Consider the following 21,428-nt stretch of genomic DNA (forward strand, 5'->3'; position numbering starts at 1 on the left):
GGGCGCGACCAAGGTGGCGCCCGTCTTTCTTTTCTGGATGTCGTCATGACCCCGCCGAATGCCCCCCGCTGCCCTGTCGATCATGCCGCCGCACCGGCGCCGGGCTGTCCGGTGGCGCACGGCGCACCTGCCGCCAGCACGCCAACGGGTTGCCCCGTCAGCGCGCGCGCGGCCGCCTTCGACCCCTTCGGCGACGGTTATCAGCAGGACCCACCCGAGTACGTGCGCTGGGCGCGCGAACAGGAGCCGGTGTTCTACAGCCCGCAGCTGGGCTACTGGGTGGTGACGCGCTACGACGACATCAAGGCGATCTTTCGCGACAACCTCACCTTCAGCCCATCGATCGCGCTCGAGAAGATCACGCCCACCGGCCCAGAGGCCAACGCCGTGCTCGCAAGCTACGACTACGGCATGAGCCGCACCCTGGTCAACGAGGACGAGCCCGCGCACATGCCGCGGCGACGGCTGCTGATGGAGCCCTTCACGCCCGAAGCGCTCGCCCACCACGAACCCATGGTGCGCGATCTCGCGCGCGCCTATGTGGATCGCTTCATCGACGACGGCCGCGCGGATCTGGTCGATCAGATGCTGTGGGAAGTGCCGCTCACGGTGGCCCTGCACTTTCTGGGCGTGCCCGAAGAGGACATGGACACGCTGCGTGAGTATTCTATCGCCCACACCGTGAACACCTGGGGCCGGCCCCAGCCGGAGGAACAGGTGGCCGTGGCGCATGCCGTGGGCAACTTCTGGCAGCATGCTGGCCGCATCCTCGCCAAGATGCGCGAGAACCCGGACGCGCCCGGCTGGATGCAGTTCGGCATCCGCATGCAGAAGGAGCATCCCGACGTGGTGACCGACTCCTACCTGCATTCGATGATGATGGCGGGCATCGTGGCCGCGCACGAGACCACGGCCAACGCCACCGCCAATGCGATGAAGCTGCTGCTGCAGCACCCGGACGTCTGGCGCGATCTGTGCGCTGATCCCTCGCTCATTCCCAACGCGGTGGAGGAATGCCTGCGGCACAACGGCTCCGTGGCCGCCTGGCGGCGGCTCGCCACGCGTGACGTGACGGTGGGCGGCATCGCGATCCCGGCGGGCAGCAAGCTGCTCATCGTGACGGCGTCGGCCAATCACGATGAAGCGCACTTTTCGGACGCCGACTTCTTCGACGTGCGCCGGGACAACGCCAGCGATCACCTCACCTTCGGCTACGGCGCGCACCAGTGCATGGGGAAGAATCTGGCACGCATGGAGATGCAGGTGTTCCTGGAGGAATTCACGCGTCGGCTGCCGCACATGCGCCTGGCCGAGCAGAATTTCACCTACGTGCCGAATACGTCGTTCCGCGGACCGGAGCATCTCTGGGTGGAATGGGATCCGACGCAGAACCCGGAACGCCACGATCCGGCCGTGCTCACGCACCACACCCCCGTGCGCATCGGCGAGCCGTCGCGCCACGCCATCGCGCGCACGCTGGTGGTGGAAGCGGTGGAGCCGGTGGCGCGAGACATCGTGCGCATCACGCTCGCCGCCCCCGATGGCCGCGCGCTACCCCGCTGGACGCCGGGCTCGCACATCGATCTGGAATGCGGAACGACGAGTCTGTCGCGTCAGTATTCCCTGTGCGGCGACCCGGCAGACCCGCAGCGCTTCACGATCGCCGTGCTGCGCGAGCCCGAGAGCCGCGGCGGCTCGGCCTGGGTGCACGCCAGCCTGAAGCCAGGTGACACGGTCCGCGTGCGCGGCCCGCGCAACCACTTCCGTCTGGATGAGGACGCCGAGCATCTGGTGTTCATCGCCGGCGGCATCGGCATCACACCGATCAGCGTCATGGCCCGACGCGCGCGCGAACTCGGCAAGGACTATACGCTGCACTATAGCGGGCGCACGCGCGCCGGCCTGGCCTTCGTCGACGAACTGGCTGACTTGCATGGGGACCGTCTGCACGTGTACTGCGGCGACGAAAACCGGCGCAACGATCTGGCGGCGCTGCTGGCCACGCCCGCGCCCGGCACGCGCATCTTTGCCTGCGGCCCGCAACGCCTGCTCGACGCGCTCGCGGCGCAGTGCGCCGCAGCCGGATGGCCCGAGGATGCCCTGCGCGTGGAACACTTCCACACCACGCTCTCGGTGCTCGACCCCACCGTGGAGCACGCCTTCGACGTCGAGTTGAGGGATAGCGGCCTCACGCTGACCGTGCCCGCGGACCAGACGCTGCTCGCCACGCTGCGCCGCGCCAATATCGACGTGCAGAGCGACTGCGAGGAAGGTCTGTGCGGTTCGTGCGAGGTGGGCGTGGTCGAGGGCGCGGTGGATCACCGGGACGTGGTGCTCACCCGCGCCGAGCGCGAGGAGAACCGCAAGATGATGGCGTGCTGCTCGCGCGCGCGTGAGCAGCGCATCGTGCTCGCGCTGTAACGTTCGGGGCCGACGCACGACGCCCGCCGGGATCCGGCCTGCCGCAAGCGGCAGGCCCGCTGCGCTGATCAGGCGCGCCGCACGAAGCGCCCGACGCCGTCCTCGTTGAAGAACTCCAGCGTCACCCCTGCCGCGTCGAAATCAGCCCGGCTCAGGCTTCCCGGCGGCGCACTCTCGCCCGCCGGCACGAAGACGAAGGTCTCGGCATCCCAATGCCGCAACGGCAATCGTTGCGGCCGCGGCCCAAGCGTCATCACCAACGCGCCCGCATCCAGCGTCACGGTCAACGGTCCGTGGTAATCGTTGTCGTAGGTACCCACATAGGCGGCCAGCGGCTGCGGCGGGACGGCCGGCTGAGGCGGCGTCTGGTCGGCCAGCGAGCCGACCGGCGCGTTCAGGCTGACCATCGCGGCCGAATACAGCGACCACCAGTCGCGCGTGACACGGCCGTTCTCGACGAGATCGATGAACTCGCGCCCTACCGCCTCTGGCAAACCCACCGGCAGCCCGTTGGTGAGCACGACGATGCCCACGTCCAGCGCAGGCACCATGAAGAAGGCCGTCGCCGCCCCCAGAGAGAACGCACCGGAGTGGCTCAGCATGCGGTGGCCCGCACCGCTCGGGCCGACCAGAAAGCCGAAGCCGTAGAAATTGTCCGGATCGTCGGGGTTCGTCCGCATCTGCGGCGAGAGGGCGGGATCGAGCGCATCGGCGGCGACGAGCTGACGCCCCTCGAAGCGGCCGCGCGCCAGGATGAGCTGCAGCCAGCGCGCCATGTCGTTCACGCTGGCGCTCACACCGCCCGCAGCCGACTGCACATCTGGATCCCGCTGCAGCGCGCTCACCTCCCATCGCCCGTTCGCGTCCAGCACGTGGCCCACGCTGCGGTTCTCCCAGGTGAGGAACTGCGCATAGGCCGAGGTGGTGCGCGACATGCCGAGCGGCGCGTAGAGCGCCTCGCGAGAGAGCTCGGCCCAGGTCTGACCCGCCCGCCGGGCCACGCCTTCGGCGGCTGCCGTGAGGCCCACGTTGGTGTAGGCGTAATGCTGGCGGAAGGGCGCCAGCGGCAGGTAGCGCAGGCGCCGGAAGAGAGCCGCCTGGTCATGGCCCAGGTCTTCCAGCAGATCGCCGGCATGATCGGGCAGGCCGGAACGGTGGGCGTACAAGTCCCCCACTGTCAGCGCCTCAGTGACGGCCGGATCGCGCAAGGCGAAATCGGACAGCAGGGTCTGCATCCGCGTGTCCCAGCGCACCTGGCCGCGACCGACCTGACGCGCGACGACGGTCGCTCCCACGGCCTTGGAGACGGAGGCCAGCTGGAAGACGGTGTCGGCGTCGACCCGGCCGGGCGAGCCCAGCGCGCGCACGCCGAAACCCTCGCTGTAGACACGGCGGCCGTCCACCACCACGCACACCGACACGCCCGGCACGCCCGACGTCTGCATCAGGGTGCGCACGCGATCCGGCAATCGGGCCAGCGCCGCATCCAGCCCGGGCCGCGGCTGGCCGCTGGGCGAGCGATGCTCGTCTTCGCTGCTGCCGCCACCGCAGGCAGCCAGGCCGCCCGTGGCCAAGGCGGCCCCCAGGAACCCTCGACGTGACCACGCCGGTCCCTGCACGAGAGGCAGCGTCACGTCATCGGCGCGGCGGCGTGGCACGCAACCTGAAGAACGGAACCGGTTTTGTTGGGTCATTTCACGGTTGCCTCAGCATGGGGTCACGCCCTCACGACGGCAGAGCCGTCCGCGCAGCGTCGGGCCTATCGCCGCGCGACGAAAGCTTAGGCAGCCTGGAGGCGGCAGCGCAAGATCGACGGGACGAATCGACGCGCAGGCAGGACGAATGGTCGAGCAGATCTCACAGCCCTAGCCGCGCCTGCAACTCGCGCTGGCAGGAGCGCGCCACCGGCAGCCAGCCGCCGTCGGGTCGGTCCACCTGCACGCGCCAGCGGCCGGCCGGGCTGCGCTCGACATGCCGCACGTGCTTGAGATTGACGAGCGTGGTGCGGTGGATGCGCACGAAGACGGCGGGCGGCAGCAAGGCGGTCCACTGCCCGAGCGGCCGCAGGTCGACCACCGCGCCCCCACCCGTCAGCCAGACATCCGTGCGGTTGCGGGCCGCACGCAAGGCGACGATGCGATCGCGCTCGACGCCATGCACGCCGTGGCGATGACGCAGGTAGACCAGCGCGGCAGCGAGCGAGCCCCCTGTGGACCTGCCCGCATGACCCGCGCCGTATCGCGCACGACCGATGAGATCGGCACAGCGCGCCAGTGCGGCGACCTGGGCGTCCGACCAGCGCACCGGCGCACGCGTCGCATCCAGTCCGAGGCAGGCGCGCAGCTTGCCCTCGCCGTGGATGGGCACACACAGAATGCTCGCATTGCCCTGGCGCAGCAGCTCGGCCTGCAACGCCCGCGCGACGCGAGGCATGCCCGGCACGTCGGCGATCAACACCGAGCGGCCCGCCAGCAGGTGCGGCTGCAGCCAGGCGATGATGGTGACGGGCGCGTCCTGCAGATCCTGGATGAAGGAAGGCACGCCCCGTCGTGCCCATTCATGGGTATTGCGAAAGCGCAGCAGCTCGTCGTCGTACTCGAACATCCACGCGCGATCGGCCTGGGCGGCCAGGCCCGTGGCCTCCAGGATGGCGGACACGGCTTCGTCCGCGGGCAAGGACAACAGCGCCTGCGCGGCATGGAACGGCCAGTCCGGCTGGCCTGGCAGTGCCACGGCAGCGGTGGTGATCGGGCGCCAGGCGGGGGCGGATCCGCCCTCCGCGACCTGGGCGGCACCTCCCTCAGAAGCCGCAGAGGATATCGCTGGCATGACCGCGCTTCGGGCGCTCATGCCGCAGGCCCCGGCGCCACCAACTCTTCGTCGATGTCTCCCATCTCCGCCCGCCATCGTTCGGCCAGATAGTCCACGAACGACGCGATGCACGCGGCCAGCGGCGTGTTGCGGTAGTACACCGCATGGATCGGCTGCCACGTCGTCTGGGTGGGCTCAGACAGCACCTGCACGAGGGCGCCGCTCGCCCGCAACCGCCGGGTCATGAAATCCGACAGGCAGGCGATGCCCAGGCCGGCCAGGGCCATCTGGAGCAGTATCTCGCCACTCGCGGCGGCCAGGTCCGGCTCGATGGTGAGCGGCAGGCCATCGGCGTCGTGCACCGGCCAGGTATTGAGCGAGCGCGGTTGCGTGAAGCCCAGGCGTACGTGCCCGGCCAGGTCTGCCGGTGTGACCGGCTTGCCTCGCTGGGCGAGGTACGCCGGTGACGCCACCAGGCGCAGCCGCGAGCGGCCGATGCGTCGCGCATGCAGGCTGGAATCGGTGAGCGCGCCGATGCGCACCGCGACGTCCGTGCGATGTTCGAGAAGATCGACGATGCCTTCATGGCTCGTCAGCTCCAGCTGTACGTCCGGGTAGCGCGCCCGGTAGCCGGGCAACCAGGGCACGACCACGTGCACGAGGAAGGGGCTCGCGGAATCCACGCGCAGCCGACCTGCCGGACGCTGCCGCCGCAGGCGCATGTGCTCCTCGGCGGCTTGCGCGGCGGCCACGATGCTGCGTGCCTGTTCGACGAATGCGGCACCTTCCTCGCTGAGCTGGAGCCGGCGGGTCGTCCGATGCAAGAGCGTGACGCCCAGCTTGTCCTCCAGCCGGGCGAGCGCGCGGCTGACGGCGGATACGGCCATGCCGAGCTGTTCGGCCGCGCGCGAGAGCGCGCCCGTGTCCACCACCGTCAGCAGCACCTGCATCTCTTCCAGAGTCGTGCGCATGGATTCTTGCGTTTGCCGGAAATATGTTTGCAGGATAACCGGCTTTTTCTGCAAAGGTGAAGCGAGGACACTGGCGCCATTCCTCATCCGGAGCCCATCATGCCCCTCGCCTTGTGGGCGCTCGCCATGAGCGCTTTTGCCATCGGCACGACCGAGTTCGTCATCGTCGGCCTGGTGCCCGTCATTGCCGCAGATCTCGGCGTCAGCCTGCCGTCCGCGGGCCTCCTGGTCAGCCTGTATGCGCTCGGCGTCGCCATTGGCGCGCCACTCCTCACGGCACTGACCAGCCGCGTGCCGCGCAAACCGCTGCTGCTGGGCCTCATGGCCTTGTTCACGGTAGGCAATGCACTCGCCTGGCTGGCACCGGACTACACCACGCTGGTGCTGGCCCGCCTCGTCACCGGACTCGCGCACGGCGTCTTCTTTGCAGTGGCGTCGGTGATCGCCACCAGCCTCGTGCCTCGCGAGCGCGGCGCCGCTGCCATCTCGCTGGTGTTCAGCGGGCTCACCATCGCGTTGGTCACCGGCGTGCCCCTGGGCACCTTCATCGGGCAGCACCTGGGCTGGCGCGCCACCTTCCTCGTGGTGGCTGCGCTCGGCGTCGTCGCGTTTCTTGGCACGCTGCGCTTTCTGCCGGCGCGGCTTACCCGCCCTGCCCCGGTCAGCCTCGGCCGGCAGCTGGCGGTGCTAGCCCAACCACGGCTGCTGCTGGTCTTTGCGATGACGGCGGCCGGCTATGGCGGGTCCTTTCTCGCCTTCACCTTTCTCGCCCCCACCCTGCAATCGCTCGCGGGCTTTTCCGACGGCGCAGTGAGCCTGGTGCTGCTGGCCTTCGGCGCCTCCGTGGCTGCTGGCAACGTCTGGGGCGGGCGCCTGGCCGATCGCGTCGGCCCCGTCTCTGCCCTGCTGCGCATCTTCACCGGTTTGGCTGCGGTGCTCGCCATCCTGTCGCTCACCGCGTCGTCACCCTGGCTCGTGGTGCTCACCGTGCTTGCCTGGGGTGCCGTCGCCTTCGGCAACGTGCCGGCGCTGCAGATCTACGTCGTGCGCCAGGCGGAGCGGTATGCGCCCCAGGCGGCCGACGTCGCCTCGGGCATGAACATCGCTGCCTTCAATCTCGGCATTGCCGCAGGCGCCTGGCTCGGCAGCCTCGTCGTCGCGCACGTTGGCCTCATCCATACCGGTTGGCTGGGCGCGCTGGTCGTGTTGCTGGCCATCGGGCTCACGGCGTGGAGCGGCTGGCTCGACCAGCGCCGCCGCGCCACAGACGACACGCCGCTGGCGTGCGCGACGTCGTGAACGCTGGAGACGCGCCCTGGCGCTACGTCAGGCGCGCGTCTGCTCTGCGACGTATCGCACTGGCCGGCGCAGCGCAGCGCCGCGAGGCGGGCCAAGCGTTTCGCCGCCACATGACCGTCTCTTGATCTTTGCCTCAGCCACGGCTTTCCTTTGCTTTCACCCACTGGAGTTTCCATGTCCCTCCCCGCTTTCGGCCTCGGCACGTTCCGCCTCAAGGGCCAGACCGTCATCGACAGCGTGCGCAACGCGCTGGACGTCGGCTACCGCGCCATCGACACCGCACAGATCTACGACAACGAAGCCGACATCGGCCAAGCCGTCGCCGAGTCCGGCGTCGCCCGCAGCGAGCTCTTCATCACCACCAAGATCTGGATCGACCAGCTCTCGGCCGACAAGCTCGTACCGAGCCTGAAGGAAAGCCTGCGCAAGCTGCGCACGGATGCCGTGGATCTCACCCTGATCCACTGGCCCTCGCCAGGTGGGGCCGTACCCCTGGACGACACGCTCGGCGCCCTCGCCGACGCCAGGGCGCAGGGGCTGACGCGCGCGTTCGGTGTGTCGAACTTCACGATCGATCTGCTCGACCAGGCCGTGGCGATCGCCGGGCGCGACGCGATCGCCACCAACCAGGTCGAGATCAGCCCCTACCTGCAGAACCGCAAGCTCGCCGAGCATGCGCGCGAGATCGGCATCCACCTCACGTCCTACATGACCCTGGCCTACGGCAAGGTGCTCCAGGACCCGGTGATCCAGTCGATCGCGCAGCGCCTGAACGCCACCCCGGCGCAGGTCGTCCTGGCGTGGGCATTGCAGCAGGGCTTCGCGGTGATTCCGTCATCGACGAAGCGGGAGAACCTGGCGAGCAACCTGCTCGCGCGGGATCTCACGCTGAGTGCGGAAGACGTCGCGGCGATCGCCGACCTGGACCGCCACGAGCGCTTGGCGAATCCGGAAGGGCTGGCGCCTGCCTGGGACTGAAGGCATGGCGGGGTGTGACGCTCGCGGGTATGCTCCCAAGCCTGCCGTCCGCGCGTCGGACGCCTTTGTTGGAGACCCGATCCTTGTCCGTTTCTGCGCCCCGCCCCTGGCATGTTCCCACCCCGCACGGCCGCCTCTTTGCCAAATCCTGGTCGACGACGGCTGATGGCTGGGGGGAACGAGCCCCGATCATCCTTTTTCACGATTCACTGGGCAGCATCGATCTCTGGCGCGACTTTCCCGGCCAGCTCGCCCAGGCCACCGGACGCGCCGTCATCGCCTACGATCGGCTGGGCTTTGGCGGATCCGATCCGCACCCCGGCGCGCTCGCCTTGGACTTCGTCGCCGACGAAGCCAAGACCTACGTGCCGGCCCTGCTGGCGCACCTGGGCATCCACCGCTTCGTGGCCTGCGGCCACAGCGTGGGCGGTGGCATGGCGGTGGAAACGGCGGCGTTGCAGCCTGACGACTGCCTGGCAGTGGTCACGCTGGGCGCGCAAGCTTTCGCCGAAGACCGCACGCTGAGCGGCATCCGCGTTGCCAAGGACGATTTCGCCAAGCCGGAGAACCTCGCCCGACTCGCCCGCTATCACGGCGAGAAGGCCGCCTGGGTGGTGAACGCCTGGACGGAAAGCTGGCTATCGCCCGCCTTCGCCGACTGGACCATCGATACCGCGCTGGCTGCCGTGCGCTGCCCCGTGCTCGCCATCCACGGCGAGAACGACGAGTACGGAAGCACCGTGCACCCGCATCGCATCGCCACGGGCCGCGGGAGCGCGCACGTGCTCGGCGGCGTGGGTCATGTGCCGCACCGGGAAGATCCGGCGCGCGTGCTGGCGTTGATCGTGCCGTTCCTGGCCGAGATCGACTAACGCGCAAGGCGTCGCAGATGACACATCAGAGCCATGTACTGCCAGGGAGGCGGCGCGTACATTGCACTCACTGGCTCCAACAAGAGCCTTCCCAACTCGGAGTGCAACATGTCGAACACCACCAATCTGCCGCAGTCGGACGATGCCGTGCAAGTGCTGGATGATGCGATGCTGGACATGACCACGGCGGGCGCGTCCGTCGTCGGTCAAGTCTGGGAAGGGGCGAAGGACTTCGCCTGGCTCTTCTGGACGAATTGGGTCTGAGGCCCTGCGGCGGCGCAAGCCGAGCCGTGACGAGCGCGGCAAAGAAAAAGGCGCCCCGAGGGGCGCCTTCCTCATGCCGAAGCCTGACGGCTTACTGGCCTTCGAGGAAGCTCTTCAACTTGTCCGCGCGGCTGGGGTGACGCAGCTTGCGCAGGGCCTTGGCTTCGATCTGGCGGATGCGTTCGCGGGTGACGTCGAACTGCTTGCCGACTTCTTCCAGCGTCTGGTCCGTGCTCATCTCGATGCCGAAGCGCATGCGCAGCACCTTGGCTTCACGCGGGGTGAGCGAATCCAGCACTTCCTTGACCACGTCGCGCATCGAGCCATGCAGGGCAGCATCCGAGGGCGCCAGGGTGGCCGTGTCCTCGATGAAATCGCCCAGGTGGCTGTCGTCGTCGTCGCCGATCGGCGTTTCCATGGAGATCGGCTCCTTGGCGATCTTCAGGATCTTGCGGATCTTGTCCTCGGGCATGTCCATCTTCTGCGCGAGGGTGGCGGGATCCGGCTCGACGCCCGTCTCCTGCAGGATCTGGCGATTGATGCGATTCATCTTGTTGATGGTCTCGATCATGTGCACCGGAATCCGGATGGTGCGCGCCTGGTCTGCGATGGAGCGGGTGATCGCCTGGCGAATCCACCACGTGGCGTACGTGGAGAACTTGTAGCCGCGACGGTATTCGAACTTGTCCACGGCCTTCATCAGGCCGATGTTGCCTTCCTGAATCAGATCCAGGAATTGCAGGCCACGGTTCGTGTACTTCTTGGCGATCGAGATCACCAGACGCAGGTTGGCCTCGGTCATCTCGCGCTTGGCCTTGCGGGCCTTGGCTTCGCCGGTGGCCATGCGCTTGTTGACGTCCTTCAGATCCTTCAGCGGCAGCACGACGCGCGTCTGCAGGTCGATGAGCTTCTGCTGGAGTTCCTGCACGGCCGGCACCTGGCGCGACAAGGTCTCGGAGTAGGCATGGCCACCCTCGACCTCGTCCAGCACCCACTGCAGGTTGGTTTCGTTGCCCGGGAACACGTGGATGAAGTGCGAGCGCGGCATGCCGGCCCGATTCACACACGCCTTCAGGACGTCGCGCTCGATCTTGCGGACTTCCTCGACCTGGCTGCGCAGCGTGTCGGCGAGCTTCTCGACCATCTTGGCCGTGAAGCGGATGCCCATCATCTCGACCAGGATCGACTCCTGAGCCTTGACGTACACGTCCGACTTGTAGCCTTCCTTCTCGTAGGCCTGGCGCATGCGCGCGAAGCTCTTGCCGACGATGTCGAACTTGCCCAGCGCCTTGACGCGCAGGTCTTCGAGCTGCTTGCTCGTCATGCCGCCGGCCGGGGCCTCGTCCTCGTCGTCCTCGTCGCTCGACGAACCGGCACCTGCGTACTCGGCGCCGTCTTCCGGATCGACCAGGCCGTCGACGACTTCGTCGATCTGGGCGTCACCGGCCTTCACGCGCTCGACGTGGGCCAGGATCTCGCTGATCGTGGTCGGGCAGGCGGAGATCGCCATGACCATGTGCTTCAGGCCATCCTCGATCCGCTTGGCGATCTCGATTTCGCCTTCGCGGGTGAGGAGTTCGACCGAACCCATTTCACGCATGTACATGCGGACCGGGTCGGTGGTGCGGCCGAAGTCCGAATCCACCGTCGACAGGGCCGCATCGGCCTCTTCTTCGGCGTCGTCGTCGCTGGAGGCCACAGGCGCGTTGTCGCTCATCAGCAGTGTGTCGGCATCAGGCGCTTGGTCGTAGACCGAGATGCCCATGTCGTTGAACGTGCTGATGATGCCGTCGATGGCTTCGGCGTCGACGAGATCGTCCGGCAGATGATCGTTGATCTCGCCGTACGTGAGGTAGCCGCGATCCTTGCCGAGCTTGATGAGCAGCTTCAGGCGATTGCGGCGCGCTTCGTATTCTTCGGGCGTGACAGGGCCACGCGCGATGAGATCCTTGGGATCCCCCTTGCCGCGCTTGCCACGGCCCTTGGGGATCTTGATGTCCGGCAGCGCCTCGACTTCGCCGTCGCCGTCCATCGAATCGTCGTAATCCGCATCCGGATTGCTCTTGGCCGGACGACCCGGGCGACGCGCGGAGGGCGTCACGATGAGGTCAGCAAGCTTTTCCTCGGCCTTCTTGCGCTCGGCAGCGGTGGCCGTGCGAACGGCACCCTTGGCGGCGCCACGACGGCTGGCGGCCTTGACCGGCGCGGTCTTGACTTCGGCTGCCGGCTCGGCGGCGGCCTTGGAAGCCTTGACCACCGTCTTGCGCACCGTCTTGGTGGCCGGCGCAGTCGCAGCCGGATCGCCAGTCTTGGTGGAAGGGGTAGTAGTTGCGGTCGTTTTCGCCATGGCTTTCGTCAACCCGTATGCCCCGACGAGCGGGGAAGGATGGAAGGAAATGCGTGTCCCGGGCGGCAGCGCGGCGCAGCGGGCCTGCGCACGGGACGAGATAGGAACTTGGCGGCGGGCAAATGGCCTGCGCACGCCAGCACGCGCATCGGGATAATGTCTATATGGAGGCGCACGAAGTGAGCATCAAGGCCTGCAGGTCGCATATGCGCTGTGTCGATGGGCTTCGCGCCAACGTGGGATGGTTTCACGTGCCGTGCCAAAGACGAATGCGCACTACTGCAGACGCCTTGCGCCACGGGATATTCCAATGCCTCGCGCCGAGAACCCATCATTTTATCGCCAAAAGTGCAGAATCTGCAAGCACCATTGTAGTTTCGACCGATGACGCGGCCTGGCGCTCGTAGGCGCGATTCGTGCTTTGGGTCCTGTCGAGCGGCCGGTCGGGGCCCTGTCGGGAGCGTGTGTGCGAGGCTTGTTGGTGCTGGCGGTCATCGCGGGGCTGATCTGGTTCGGTGTGCGTCAATCGGGCTGGACGGTGCCGCGCGAATGGAACCCCTGGGCACCGCTTGCGGTCACGGACCCGATCACCCCCGTCACGCGCTACAAGCTGCGCCAGCTGCGCGAGGATCGCCCCGCCTGCCTGGCCGCGTTGGGCACGGCACGCGAAGGCGCCCTGCGATTCGATGCGCTCGCCGACTACAGCCCGACGGCCGCCTGCCCGCTGGAGAACATCGTGCGCGTGCGTCGCGCCGGGGTGGACTTCAACGCCCCCTTCACGGCCAGTTGCCCGCTGGCACTGGCCTGGACGATGTTCGAGGAACACGGCCTGCAGGCGGCGGCCCAGGAGACGCTCGACAGCCGCGTGACCCGGGTCGAGCACGTGGGCTCGTTCGCCTGCCGAAACATCTATCACCGACAGAACGCCCGGCGCAGCGAACACGCCACGGCCGAGGCACTCGATGTCGTCGGCTTTCGTCTGGCCGACGGCCAGCGCGTGAGCGTGTTGCGCGACTGGGACAGCGAGGGCGGGACCGCGGCCGCCCGCTTCCTGCTCGCCGCGCGCGATGCGGCCTGCAAGCATTTCGGCAATACGCTCGGCCCGGAGTACAACGCCGCGCATGCGGATCACTTTCACTTCGGCATGCGGGGCTTCGGGCTGTGCAAGTGAGCACGCATTAGCGTACGTGGGGTGCCAGCACTGGCACTCGACGCATGTGATCATCGAGGCGAACGACTTGATCGCTGGTGTAAAGCTGCTGCTCACGAATGGAGCGCCACGACGACGCAACGTTATGCGCTGCCTCTTCCACCCAACCTTCCATCTTTGTCGGAGTAATCCCAAGCCGTTTTGCCAGCGAAGCAAAACGCCTCAAGTCAAAGTTTTCCCAGCGTTTACGACCTCCGAAATTCAAGGCGGGCTCGTCCGTTTCCTGATACTGGATTGTCGAGACCAGATCATAATTCGGCGACAGTTCTGCTGAGACCTGATCCGGGTAGATCACGCTCCAGTTCTTAAGATGCGCATCGCCGTTGCCAGACGCAGCCATGAATATCAAGCGCTTGACGACATCCGCGACCGCTGCCTCTCCACTAAGCGCAAACGCGAAGCTAGCGACAGTCTCGTAGTTCATGTTGTACTTCGCATGCGGGTACACGTCGAGCAACTGCGCAAAATCCTCCATGTGGACATGTTCGGAATCTCCCGTCCGATCAAACCGTAAAATAGCCAGAGCTGTGGATCCGCGCAATGGCATTTCAGTCATCGGAATGCGCGTTAGCTCGCCCATCGGGACAAGCCGGATCTGGGGCACTTGCAGCCCACTAGCCGCCGCCCAGGTCATCGTCGCGAACTCATTCTCGGGCACGTTCTCGAAACGCGCGTCTGGTAGTTTGACGATCCAGTTTCCTCCATGCTGATCCCGCCCGGGGATGGTAAGACCACGCTCTGTCCAGCGCGCAGAAAATTTCAATTGCACGCCAGCCAGGGAAAAATGCCAGGAGACGTCATCGCGACCATCAGAATCGTCATCTTCCCCACTGTCCTCAAGGGGAGCTGCGCCCTCCGCCGGAACTAACGTCACAGCCCCGGGAAGATCTGCGCGCAAATGCGCCAACATGCGGAACTCGTGAAGAAGAGAGTCCCCAGCCCTAGCAACCATGAATTCTCGGAGCGCCCCCTCTGGCAACAAATTAGCAAACCATGCAGGTAAACGAGCACGGCTAAAAAACTTGCCACGCGGATTATCCAGAAATGTCTGCCCAAGAATCGGGCGTGGATAAGCCTCGATATAGGACTGAAACAAAGAAAACTCCGCACCCCCTCTCGCGTTACCACGCAAGAGCCCGACGGGCACTCTGTGTACATCTACTCGATAGGCATCGGATACTCTCATGCCACATCAACCTCATCGTCGGTCACGATCAGAGAACGCAAACTCGCGCGATCCAACTCATCCCAGCGCGCTTTTGCCAAGAAGAAGGTTCTCAGCCTAGGAGCCAGCCATGCCATCCGGGCCTGCAAGAACCGGGCGTGGTCACCTTGCTTGAGTTCCCCTAACGCGCGAGCATCAATGCCGTGAGAAAGCAGAACTCGCTCATCCGCGCAGTCGAGAATCTGGCGACGGACGCCCCCTGCCGCATAAGGGTGGACCATCCTGTTGGCTACTGTATGAAAGATCGGCGATGCAGCCACCACGGCTTTCGAGACAATCGACGGGAGCACGACGCCACTGCCATCGGCATCAAGAATGTCATTGACCTGAACAAGCTCGCCTGTGCGCAAGTCACGTGGGCCAAGATCAAGGAGAGCGAGTGTCTGCAACTTGCTGGCTGCGAATCGAAAATTAAACGGGTCAACAATTTCAGGCGTATGGCCACGCCCCCCCTTCGATCTGCTCCAAGAGCCCGCGCACGGACGCGTGCTCATCCTGCGGCCTAATGCTCGCCAGCGCGGCGCGCGCAGACACAGTGTCTCCACGATGCAGTCCGTTCATAGCACCGCGCCATACCCACCTCGTCAACAGCTCCTTTGAACGCGGACTCGGTAGAGGGTGATACGAAAAAAATTTTGCCAACGTCACCATTGGCTTCTTGTAAGGCAACAAGTCGTAGTGAGGGATGCCCACAGACTCTCGCAGAAATCGGATGACGATTCCTGTGACCTCGGCTGCGCGCCCAAATGCCTCCCCAACCTGCGTAGGTGACATTCGCGACATATGTTCGCTTAGGCCCCTTCCAGAATCCACTCCCTCGAGAGCACTCATCACTAGGTGAAGTATCTTGGTATCCACTCGCCCGAAGTCATGCGGCAGGAGCGCGGTGGCGACATCTCGAATGGAGGACGGCACAGCAGCGCCGCGCTGTCCGTGGAGAGCTTCGAAAACCTCATCGACGTTCAGCGACTTTCCCGCTGTGTTCACACGTCCAAAGATCTCACGCAGAGTGCTCTCGCTGTCGGAGCGCACCAAGTAAGCCGGAACCTCATATTCTCGAATGCGCTTCCCCACCTGAAAAGCGCGTTCGCGACGAGCGGCATCAGGTTGGAACTCGAAAATCCACTGCATCAACCGCTCGGAGTCAAGAATGACAGTGAGAGGCAACCACCGAGCAGGATCATCCGCCCGGTCCTTCTGCCGCGGGGGAGGTAGCAACTTATTTTGATCGAGATCGAAGAAAAGTGCGAACGAATCGCCATCCTCTGAAGGGGCCGTGAGCACGCGAATGAGTGACACGATTCGCTGTTGACCATCTACAACCCAGAGTGCATCGGTACGACCCGCAGCACTAATTCGGACAGTCTGAAACACAAGCTCTTCCGCAGAAGCTTCACGCTCCCAGAGCAGGAGTGTTCCCACAGGATAGCCGCGATAGAGGCTATCCATGAGTTTGAGTGCGTCGTCCCGCTCCCATTTCAAGTCACGCTGAAAAGTGGGAATGCGTACGCGTCCTCGCCGCACCTCGGCAAGAAGATCTTCAATCTTAAACGCCTTAGCCTCTGGACGCCTAGCCAACGATGCTGGCCCCAGTTGACCATCGCTCTTGTCAGTACTCGCAGCCATGTTTGAACGCCGGAATCCCAATGCGACATAATGCCATGTTTGCCTACAATGCTGTTACTCAGCTACCGAGTAGCTAACACGCGGATGCGCTAGGGTGTGCTCATTCCGATTGTTTGGTTACATGAAGAGGGGCTGTCATAGTTTGGCTTAAACGATGGTGGTAACCAGTCTGATGAGCAGATCATGGTAACGCTCGCGTAATGAGCTACCCGCTCAGTCCGCGCTGGCCTCGGCGCGCGCGGCCGCGCGCAGCTGCGCGATCTCGCGATCGCATTCCAGGTAACGGGCCAATGCTTCCTTGTCGGCAGCCCGCTTGGCAAGCGCCGCCTGCTCAGCCTGCAGACGCGTGATCGCCACGCTGCGCAAGGTATCGCGCAATTCCGCCTGCGGCTCAGGCAACTCATCCACCAATAGCGTATCGGCCGCTGCGAGATTCAGGTCGTGCTCGAACTCCCCCGCGGCCTGCAGCACGGCGCCGGTGTGCCGCGCGCCGCTCTCGCGCACGATACGGATGAGCGCCAGCACCAGCGCGAACTCGCCCGCGGCCCGCAGGTGCACTTCGGCAGGTTCGTCGACGTGCTCGACAAGCTGCGGGTGCGCGATCAGCAGGCGCACCAGGCGTTGCGGCAGTGTGGGGACGGGACGACGCGAGCCCGGCGGGTCGCGCTCATCTTCCCAGTCGCGATCCCGGAAGCGGCCTTTGCCCTTGCCCTGCCAGCGATCGGACTTGCCGTTGCGCCCTCCCTGGCGAAACCCGGATTTGCCGCGATAGCCACCTCCCTGCCCCCCTCCGCCTTGGCCATAGCCGCCGTCGGCGCCGGGCGGGGGGCCTTCCATGTCGCCATAGCTGCCAGGAAAGCCATCGTCGGGCACGTAGCCGGTGTCATAGCCCTGATCGTCGAACCCCGGCGGCGGGCCGTCATCACGCGAGGCTGCGCCGGCCCGCGGCGCGTCACTGCGCGCGGCCGTGGCAGGCACCGTGGTCCCAGCGGCCGGCGCTGCGCCCGGCGGTTGGCGACGACCGGCATTCACGAGCGGGCCCGTGGGCTTGTCTTCCAGCGCCAGCAGGGGCGCGATCTCGTCCGGGGTCAGGCGAACGAGCGTGGCGAGCTCGCGCACCACCTGCAGGCGCAAGGCGCCCGCCGGCATCGCCTGCATGAGCGGTTGCGCATCGTGCAGGCAGCGCGCCCGGCCCTCCGGCTGCGCCAGGTCGTGCTGCGCAGCCCACTCATCCAGCATGAAGCGCGACAGGGAGGCCGCATCCTTCAGGGCTTGCCGGAACGCGGCCTCGCCCTCGGCGCGGATGTAGGAATCGGGATCGTGCTCACCGGGCAGGAAGAGAAAGCGGATGGCGATGTCGTCACGCAGCAGCGGCAGGCACGCCTGCAAGGCGCGCCAGGCCGCGCGCCGACCCGCCTTGTCCCCATCGAAGCTGAAGACGATGTTGTCGGTGACGCGCAGGAGCTTCTGCACGTGTTGCGCGGTGGTCGCCGTTCCCAGCGTGGCCACGGCATTGCCCACGCCCATCTGGGCGAGCGCCACCACGTCCATGTAGCCTTCGACCACGATCACCTGGCCCGCCGCGCGGATCGACTGACGCGCCTCCCAGAGCCCATAGAGCTCGGTCCCCTTGGAGAAGACCGGGGTCTCGGGCGAATTCAGGTACTTGGGCTCGCGCTTGCCGATCACCCGGCCACCGAAGCCGACGAGGTGACCACGCGCGTTGCGAATCGGGAACATCACCCGGTCGCGGAAGCGGTCGTAGCGCCGACCGTCGTCGGACTGGATGACGAGCCCGGACTCGACCAGCAGCGCGGAGAAGTCCGGCTTATCGTAATCCGGGAAGACGGCGGAAAGCCCGTGGCGATCCGCGGCGGCCCAGCCCAGGCCGTACTGCGCAGCGATCTGCCCCGTGAGCCCGCGGCCCTTCAGGTAGTCGATGGCGCCGCGCGCCGTGCGCAGGGCCTTGCGATAGTGATCGTTGGCGGTCTCCAGCACCTGGGTGTGCTGGTTCACTTCTTCTCGGCGGCGGGCTTCTTCAGCGCGTGCGGCACGGCCGCCCGGTCCGCGCGGCTCCTGGGGCACGGTCATGCCCACGGAGTCGGCCAGCTGGCGCACGGCTTCCGGGAAGCTTGCGCCCGTGTGCTCCATCACGAAGCGGATCGACGTGCCATGGGCGCCGCAGCCGAAGCAGTGATAGAACTGTTTGGTCGGGCTTACCGTGAACGACGGCGACTTCTCGTTGTGGAACGGGCACAGGCCCAGGAGATTCGCGCCCGCCTTGCGCAGCTGCACGTAACGACCGACGACGTCAGCGACGTCGACGCGCTCGAGCAGGCTCTGGATGAAGGAATCTGGGATCATGGGCGGATAGCGCCGGTGGGCAGTGCGCAGGCATTCTCGCACGCCCCTGGCCGCACGGGCGCCATGCCACGGCGGCGCGTCGATGCGCCGCCGGTACGACGGATCAGGCGCCCTTCAGGCGGGCGCCGAGCAGCTTAGAGACCTGGGACATGTCCGCACGGCCTGCCAGCTTGGGCTTGACGATGGCCATGGCCTTGCCCATGGCGGGTGCACCGGTCACGCCCTGCGCGGCCAGTTCGGCCACGGCCGCATCCACCACGGCCGTGATCTCGGCCTCGTCGGCCGCCTGCGGCAGGTATTCCTGCAGCACGGCAATCTCGGCGGCCTCCTCGGCAGCGGTCTCGGCGCGCCCAGCCTGCTCGTACGCGGCAATGGATTCGCGACGCTGCTTGACCTGCTTCTCGAGGATGGCGACGATCTGTGCATCGTCCAGCTCGATACGCTCGTCGACTTCACGCTGCTTGATGGCGGCCAGCATGAGGCGCAGGGTGCCCAGGCGGGCGGCATCCCGCGCGCGCATGGCGGATTTCATGTCTTCGGTCAGGCGGGTCTTGAGCTGGCTCATGGCAATCTCGAGAAAAAAGAAAAGGCGCGCGGGCGCAGGCGGATGCCGGACGTCGTCGAGGTTAGGCCCAGCGGCAAAAAGCCGCCAGGAAACCATGGCGGCTCGCGTCTGGAGCAACCCGGCGGCCAGCGCCGGGCATTCCAACCGATCAGTACATGCGGGGGGGCAGTTGCTGGCTGCGGATGCGCTTGTAGTGACGCTTCACGGCAGCAGCGGCCTTGCGCTTGCGCTCGGACGTGGGCTTCTCGTAGAACTCACGAGCGCGCAGTTCGGTCAAGAGACCAGTCTTTTCGATGGTGCGCTTGAAGCGGCGCAGGGCGGCTTCGAACGGTTCGTTTTCTTTCAGACGTACGACGGGCATGAGGATGCACCTTCCCAGTAATGTTTGAAGGGTTCACGGCCTGCACACCTCGACCCGGCCAGCGCGCCATGACTGCAGCAGCGGTGCCACGCATCCGGTTCCTCTTGGGATAAAGCCCCCCTGGAAACCTTCTGCCTGCACGCGAGCTCAGCGCCTAACCGCCGCCGCACGACCCATAGCCGCAAAGCCGGGGTGCCTCGACCAAATAGCCTTAGATGATAGCACGGATGTGAGATACTACAAGCCTTCCCCGCTGCGCCCGGCGCATGCCGCGACCGGCCCGGCGGCCTTCTCTACTTGCCTGCCCGGAACGCCATGTCGCAAACCCCGCCCTCCAATCAGTTCGACAAGAAAGCCCAGGCCTGGTCCGCGCGCTTTTCCGAGCCGGTGTCCGACCTGGTCAAACGCTATACCGCCTCGGTGGACTTCGACAAGCGCCTCGCGCGCTTCGATATCGAAGGCTCGCTGGCCCACGCCGACATGCTGCAATCGGTCGGCATTCTGTCCGATGCCGATCTCGCCGCGATCCGCGACGGCATGCAGAAGATCCTGACCGAGATCGACGCCGGCCGCTTCGAATGGCTGCTCGATCTCGAAGACGTGCACCTGAACATCGAGAAGCGCCTCGTCGAGCTCGTGGGTGATGCCGGCAAGCGCCTGCACACCGGCCGCTCGCGCAACGACCAGGTCGCCACCGACATCCGTCTGTGGCTGCGCGCCGAGATCGACGTCATCAGCGACCTGCTGCGCCAGCTGCGCCACGCGCTGGCCACGCTTGCCCGTGAGCATGCCGAGACCATCCTGCCGGGCTTCACCCACCTGCAGGTGGCCCAGCCCGTCACCTTCGGCCACCACCTGCTCGCCTACGTCGAAATGTTCGCGCGCGACGCCGAGCGCCTTGCCGATTGCCGCCGCCGCGTGAACCGCCTGCCGCTGGGCGCCGCCGCCCTGGCCGGCACGTCCTACCCGATCGATCGCGAGCGCGTGGCCGCCACGCTGGGCTTCGACGGCGTGTGCCGCAACTCGCTGGATGCTGTGTCCGACCGCGACTTCGCCATCGAGTTCTGCGCCACCGGCGCGCTCGTGATGACCCACATCTCGCGCCTGTCCGAGGAACTCATCCTGTGGATGAGCCCGCGCGTGGGCTTCATCGATCTCGCCGACCGCTTCTGCACCGGCAGCTCGATCATGCCGCAGAAGAAAAACCCGGACGTGCCCGAGCTCGCCCGCGGCAAGACGGGCCGCGTCAACGGTCACCTGATTGCCCTGCTCACGCTGATGAAGGGCCAACCGCTGGCCTACAACAAGGACAATCAGGAAGACAAGGAAGGCCTCTTCGACACGGCCGACACCGTACGCGACACCGTGCGCATCTTCGTCGACCTGATCGGCGGCATCCAGGTCAAGGCCGAGGCCATGCGCGCCGCGGCCCTGCAAGGTTTTGCCACTGCCACCGACCTCGCGGACTACCTCGTCAAGCGCGGCCTGCCCTTCCGTGACGCCCACGAAGTCGTCGCCCATGCCGTGCGCGACTGCTCGGACCGCGGCTGCGACCTGGCCGACCTGACGGTGGAAGAGCTGCGCGCCTTCCACCCGAGCATCGGCGAGGATGTTCACAGCGTGCTGACGCTGGAAGGCTCGGTGGCTGCCCGCAAGCACATCGGTGGCACCGCCCCCGAGCGCGTGCGCGCCGAGGCCGAGCGCGTGCTGGGCGAAACGCAGGGCTGATCGTCCGGGCTCGTGGTGTTGCCGGGGTCTGCGCCCGGCAACACCCTCTCAGCAGAACAGGACCTCGTCGCCGGCACGCAGGTCCAGATGACGGGCCTGCCCCGCGGCAAGTTCCACGACGTGGACAGCGCCGCGCTGCCAGCAGGCTCGCCCCGGGCCAAGCGCCGGGACGATGCGCAAGATCCGGCCTGCGGCCGAGACGAACACCACATCGATCGGATAGCGCATGCCCACGGTGTGAACGGCCTGGCAATTGTCGAACCACCAACCGGTGCCAGGTGCCGGTGGCGGGTGGCCGAGCAGCCCGCGCGAGCGGGCCCAGAACCCGCGAACAGCATGGCATGGCAGCGCATGCTGCTCGGTGCCACGGGGCGCCACCATTTTCG

The 21,428-nt window shown here is 66.3% G+C and carries 18 protein-coding genes; 7 read left to right on the plus strand and 11 right to left on the minus strand.

Going from position 1 to position 21,428, the window contains the following annotated elements; translation table 11 throughout:
• The first annotated feature begins 45 nt into the window (after nucleotides 1–45).
• Nucleotides 46–2,421 carry a cytochrome P450/oxidoreductase gene (locus IMZ29_RS06030; RefSeq protein WP_216181585.1) on the plus strand — a complete coding sequence of 792 codons (2,376 nt, stop codon included), beginning with the start codon at nucleotides 46–48 and terminating at the stop codon, nucleotides 2,419–2,421.
• Nucleotides 2,422–2,489: 68 nt separating this feature from the next.
• Here the strand turns inward: IMZ29_RS06030 and IMZ29_RS06035 are convergent, their stop codons facing one another.
• The 3 genes from IMZ29_RS06035 to IMZ29_RS06045 form a co-directional block, all read right to left on the minus strand.
• Nucleotides 2,490–4,115 (minus strand): serine hydrolase, encoded by a 1,626-nt coding sequence (locus tag IMZ29_RS06035; RefSeq protein ID WP_216181587.1) that lies wholly within the window; start codon nucleotides 4,113–4,115, stop codon nucleotides 2,490–2,492.
• A gap of 163 nt (nucleotides 4,116–4,278) precedes the next feature.
• Nucleotides 4,279–5,250, minus strand: a complete 972-nt coding sequence (locus tag IMZ29_RS06040; protein WP_216181589.1) for a LytTR family transcriptional regulator DNA-binding domain-containing protein — start codon at nucleotides 5,248–5,250, stop codon at nucleotides 4,279–4,281.
• Nucleotides 5,251–5,267: 17 nt separating this feature from the next.
• Complete coding sequence (locus IMZ29_RS06045) at nucleotides 5,268–6,203, minus strand: LysR family transcriptional regulator (protein ID WP_216181591.1); 936 nt, start codon at nucleotides 6,201–6,203, stop codon at nucleotides 5,268–5,270.
• Between the two features lie 99 nt (nucleotides 6,204–6,302).
• Between IMZ29_RS06045 and IMZ29_RS06050 the strand changes: the two genes are divergently transcribed.
• The 4 genes from IMZ29_RS06050 to IMZ29_RS06065 all read left to right on the plus strand — a co-directional run bounded on the left by IMZ29_RS06050 (nucleotide 6,303) and on the right by IMZ29_RS06065 (nucleotide 9,616).
• A complete protein-coding gene (locus tag IMZ29_RS06050) occupies nucleotides 6,303–7,502 on the plus strand; it encodes an MFS transporter (RefSeq protein WP_216181594.1) in 1,200 nt (399 codons plus the stop codon).
• Between the two features lie 174 nt (nucleotides 7,503–7,676).
• Nucleotides 7,677–8,480 carry a 2,5-didehydrogluconate reductase DkgB gene (gene dkgB, locus IMZ29_RS06055; protein WP_216181597.1) on the plus strand — a complete coding sequence of 268 codons (804 nt, stop codon included), beginning with the start codon at nucleotides 7,677–7,679 and terminating at the stop codon, nucleotides 8,478–8,480.
• Between the two features lie 83 nt (nucleotides 8,481–8,563).
• On the plus strand, nucleotides 8,564–9,352 hold the full coding sequence (locus IMZ29_RS06060) for an alpha/beta fold hydrolase (RefSeq protein ID WP_253206889.1): 789 nt from the start codon (nucleotides 8,564–8,566) through the stop codon (nucleotides 9,350–9,352).
• 108 nt (nucleotides 9,353–9,460) lie between these two features.
• The gene (locus IMZ29_RS06065; RefSeq protein WP_216181605.1) at nucleotides 9,461–9,616 is read left to right on the plus strand and encodes a hypothetical protein; all 156 of its coding nucleotides are present in this window, start codon (nucleotides 9,461–9,463) and stop codon (nucleotides 9,614–9,616) included.
• Between the two features lie 91 nt (nucleotides 9,617–9,707).
• Here IMZ29_RS06065 and rpoD read toward each other — a convergent pair whose 3' ends face one another.
• Nucleotides 9,708–11,975, minus strand: coding sequence for an RNA polymerase sigma factor RpoD (gene rpoD / locus IMZ29_RS06070; protein ID WP_371820128.1), 2,268 nt, complete (start codon nucleotides 11,973–11,975; stop codon nucleotides 9,708–9,710).
• A gap of 454 nt (nucleotides 11,976–12,429) precedes the next feature.
• Between rpoD and IMZ29_RS06075 the strand changes: the two genes are divergently transcribed.
• Nucleotides 12,430–13,134 (plus strand): extensin-like domain-containing protein, encoded by a 705-nt coding sequence (locus IMZ29_RS06075; protein ID WP_216181610.1) that lies wholly within the window; start codon nucleotides 12,430–12,432, stop codon nucleotides 13,132–13,134.
• Nucleotides 13,135–13,141: 7 nt separating this feature from the next.
• On the opposite strand, the gene IMZ29_RS06080 is transcribed toward IMZ29_RS06075, so the two are convergent.
• The 6 genes from IMZ29_RS06080 to rpsU all read right to left on the minus strand — a co-directional run bounded on the left by IMZ29_RS06080 (nucleotide 13,142) and on the right by rpsU (nucleotide 19,314).
• Nucleotides 13,142–14,359, minus strand: coding sequence for a type II toxin-antitoxin system HipA family toxin (locus IMZ29_RS06080; protein WP_216181613.1), 1,218 nt, complete (start codon nucleotides 14,357–14,359; stop codon nucleotides 13,142–13,144).
• Nucleotides 14,356–14,787, minus strand: a complete 432-nt coding sequence (locus IMZ29_RS06085) for a hypothetical protein (protein WP_216181616.1) — start codon at nucleotides 14,785–14,787, stop codon at nucleotides 14,356–14,358. The genes IMZ29_RS06080 and IMZ29_RS06085 overlap by 4 nt, the downstream gene beginning before the upstream one ends.
• A 40-nt stretch (nucleotides 14,788–14,827) precedes the next feature.
• On the minus strand, nucleotides 14,828–16,024 hold the full coding sequence (locus IMZ29_RS06090; RefSeq protein WP_216181620.1) for a DUF262 domain-containing protein: 1,197 nt from the start codon (nucleotides 16,022–16,024) through the stop codon (nucleotides 14,828–14,830).
• 213 nt (nucleotides 16,025–16,237) lie between these two features.
• Nucleotides 16,238–18,388, minus strand: coding sequence for a DNA primase (dnaG, locus tag IMZ29_RS06095; protein ID WP_216181623.1), 2,151 nt, complete (start codon nucleotides 18,386–18,388; stop codon nucleotides 16,238–16,240).
• Nucleotides 18,389–18,491: 103 nt separating this feature from the next.
• Nucleotides 18,492–18,953, minus strand: coding sequence for a GatB/YqeY domain-containing protein (locus tag IMZ29_RS06100; protein WP_216181626.1), 462 nt, complete (start codon nucleotides 18,951–18,953; stop codon nucleotides 18,492–18,494).
• A gap of 148 nt (nucleotides 18,954–19,101) precedes the next feature.
• On the minus strand, nucleotides 19,102–19,314 hold the full coding sequence (gene rpsU / locus IMZ29_RS06105) for a 30S ribosomal protein S21 (RefSeq protein WP_216181629.1): 213 nt from the start codon (nucleotides 19,312–19,314) through the stop codon (nucleotides 19,102–19,104).
• A 315-nt stretch (nucleotides 19,315–19,629) separates the two neighbouring features.
• Here rpsU and argH point away from each other — a divergent pair, with 315 nt between their 5' ends.
• Nucleotides 19,630–21,042 carry an argininosuccinate lyase gene (gene argH, locus IMZ29_RS06110; protein WP_216181632.1) on the plus strand — a complete coding sequence of 471 codons (1,413 nt, stop codon included), beginning with the start codon at nucleotides 19,630–19,632 and terminating at the stop codon, nucleotides 21,040–21,042.
• 48 nt (nucleotides 21,043–21,090) lie between these two features.
• On the opposite strand, the gene IMZ29_RS06115 is transcribed toward argH, so the two are convergent.
• A complete protein-coding gene (locus IMZ29_RS06115) occupies nucleotides 21,091–21,423 on the minus strand; it encodes a DUF192 domain-containing protein (RefSeq protein WP_216181635.1) in 333 nt (110 codons plus the stop codon).
• Nucleotides 21,424–21,428 lie beyond the last annotated feature (5 nt).

This window comes from Verticiella alkaliphila (genome assembly GCF_018904615.1).
GTDB classification, from domain to species: domain Bacteria; phylum Pseudomonadota; class Gammaproteobacteria; order Burkholderiales; family Burkholderiaceae_B; genus Verticiella; species Verticiella alkaliphila.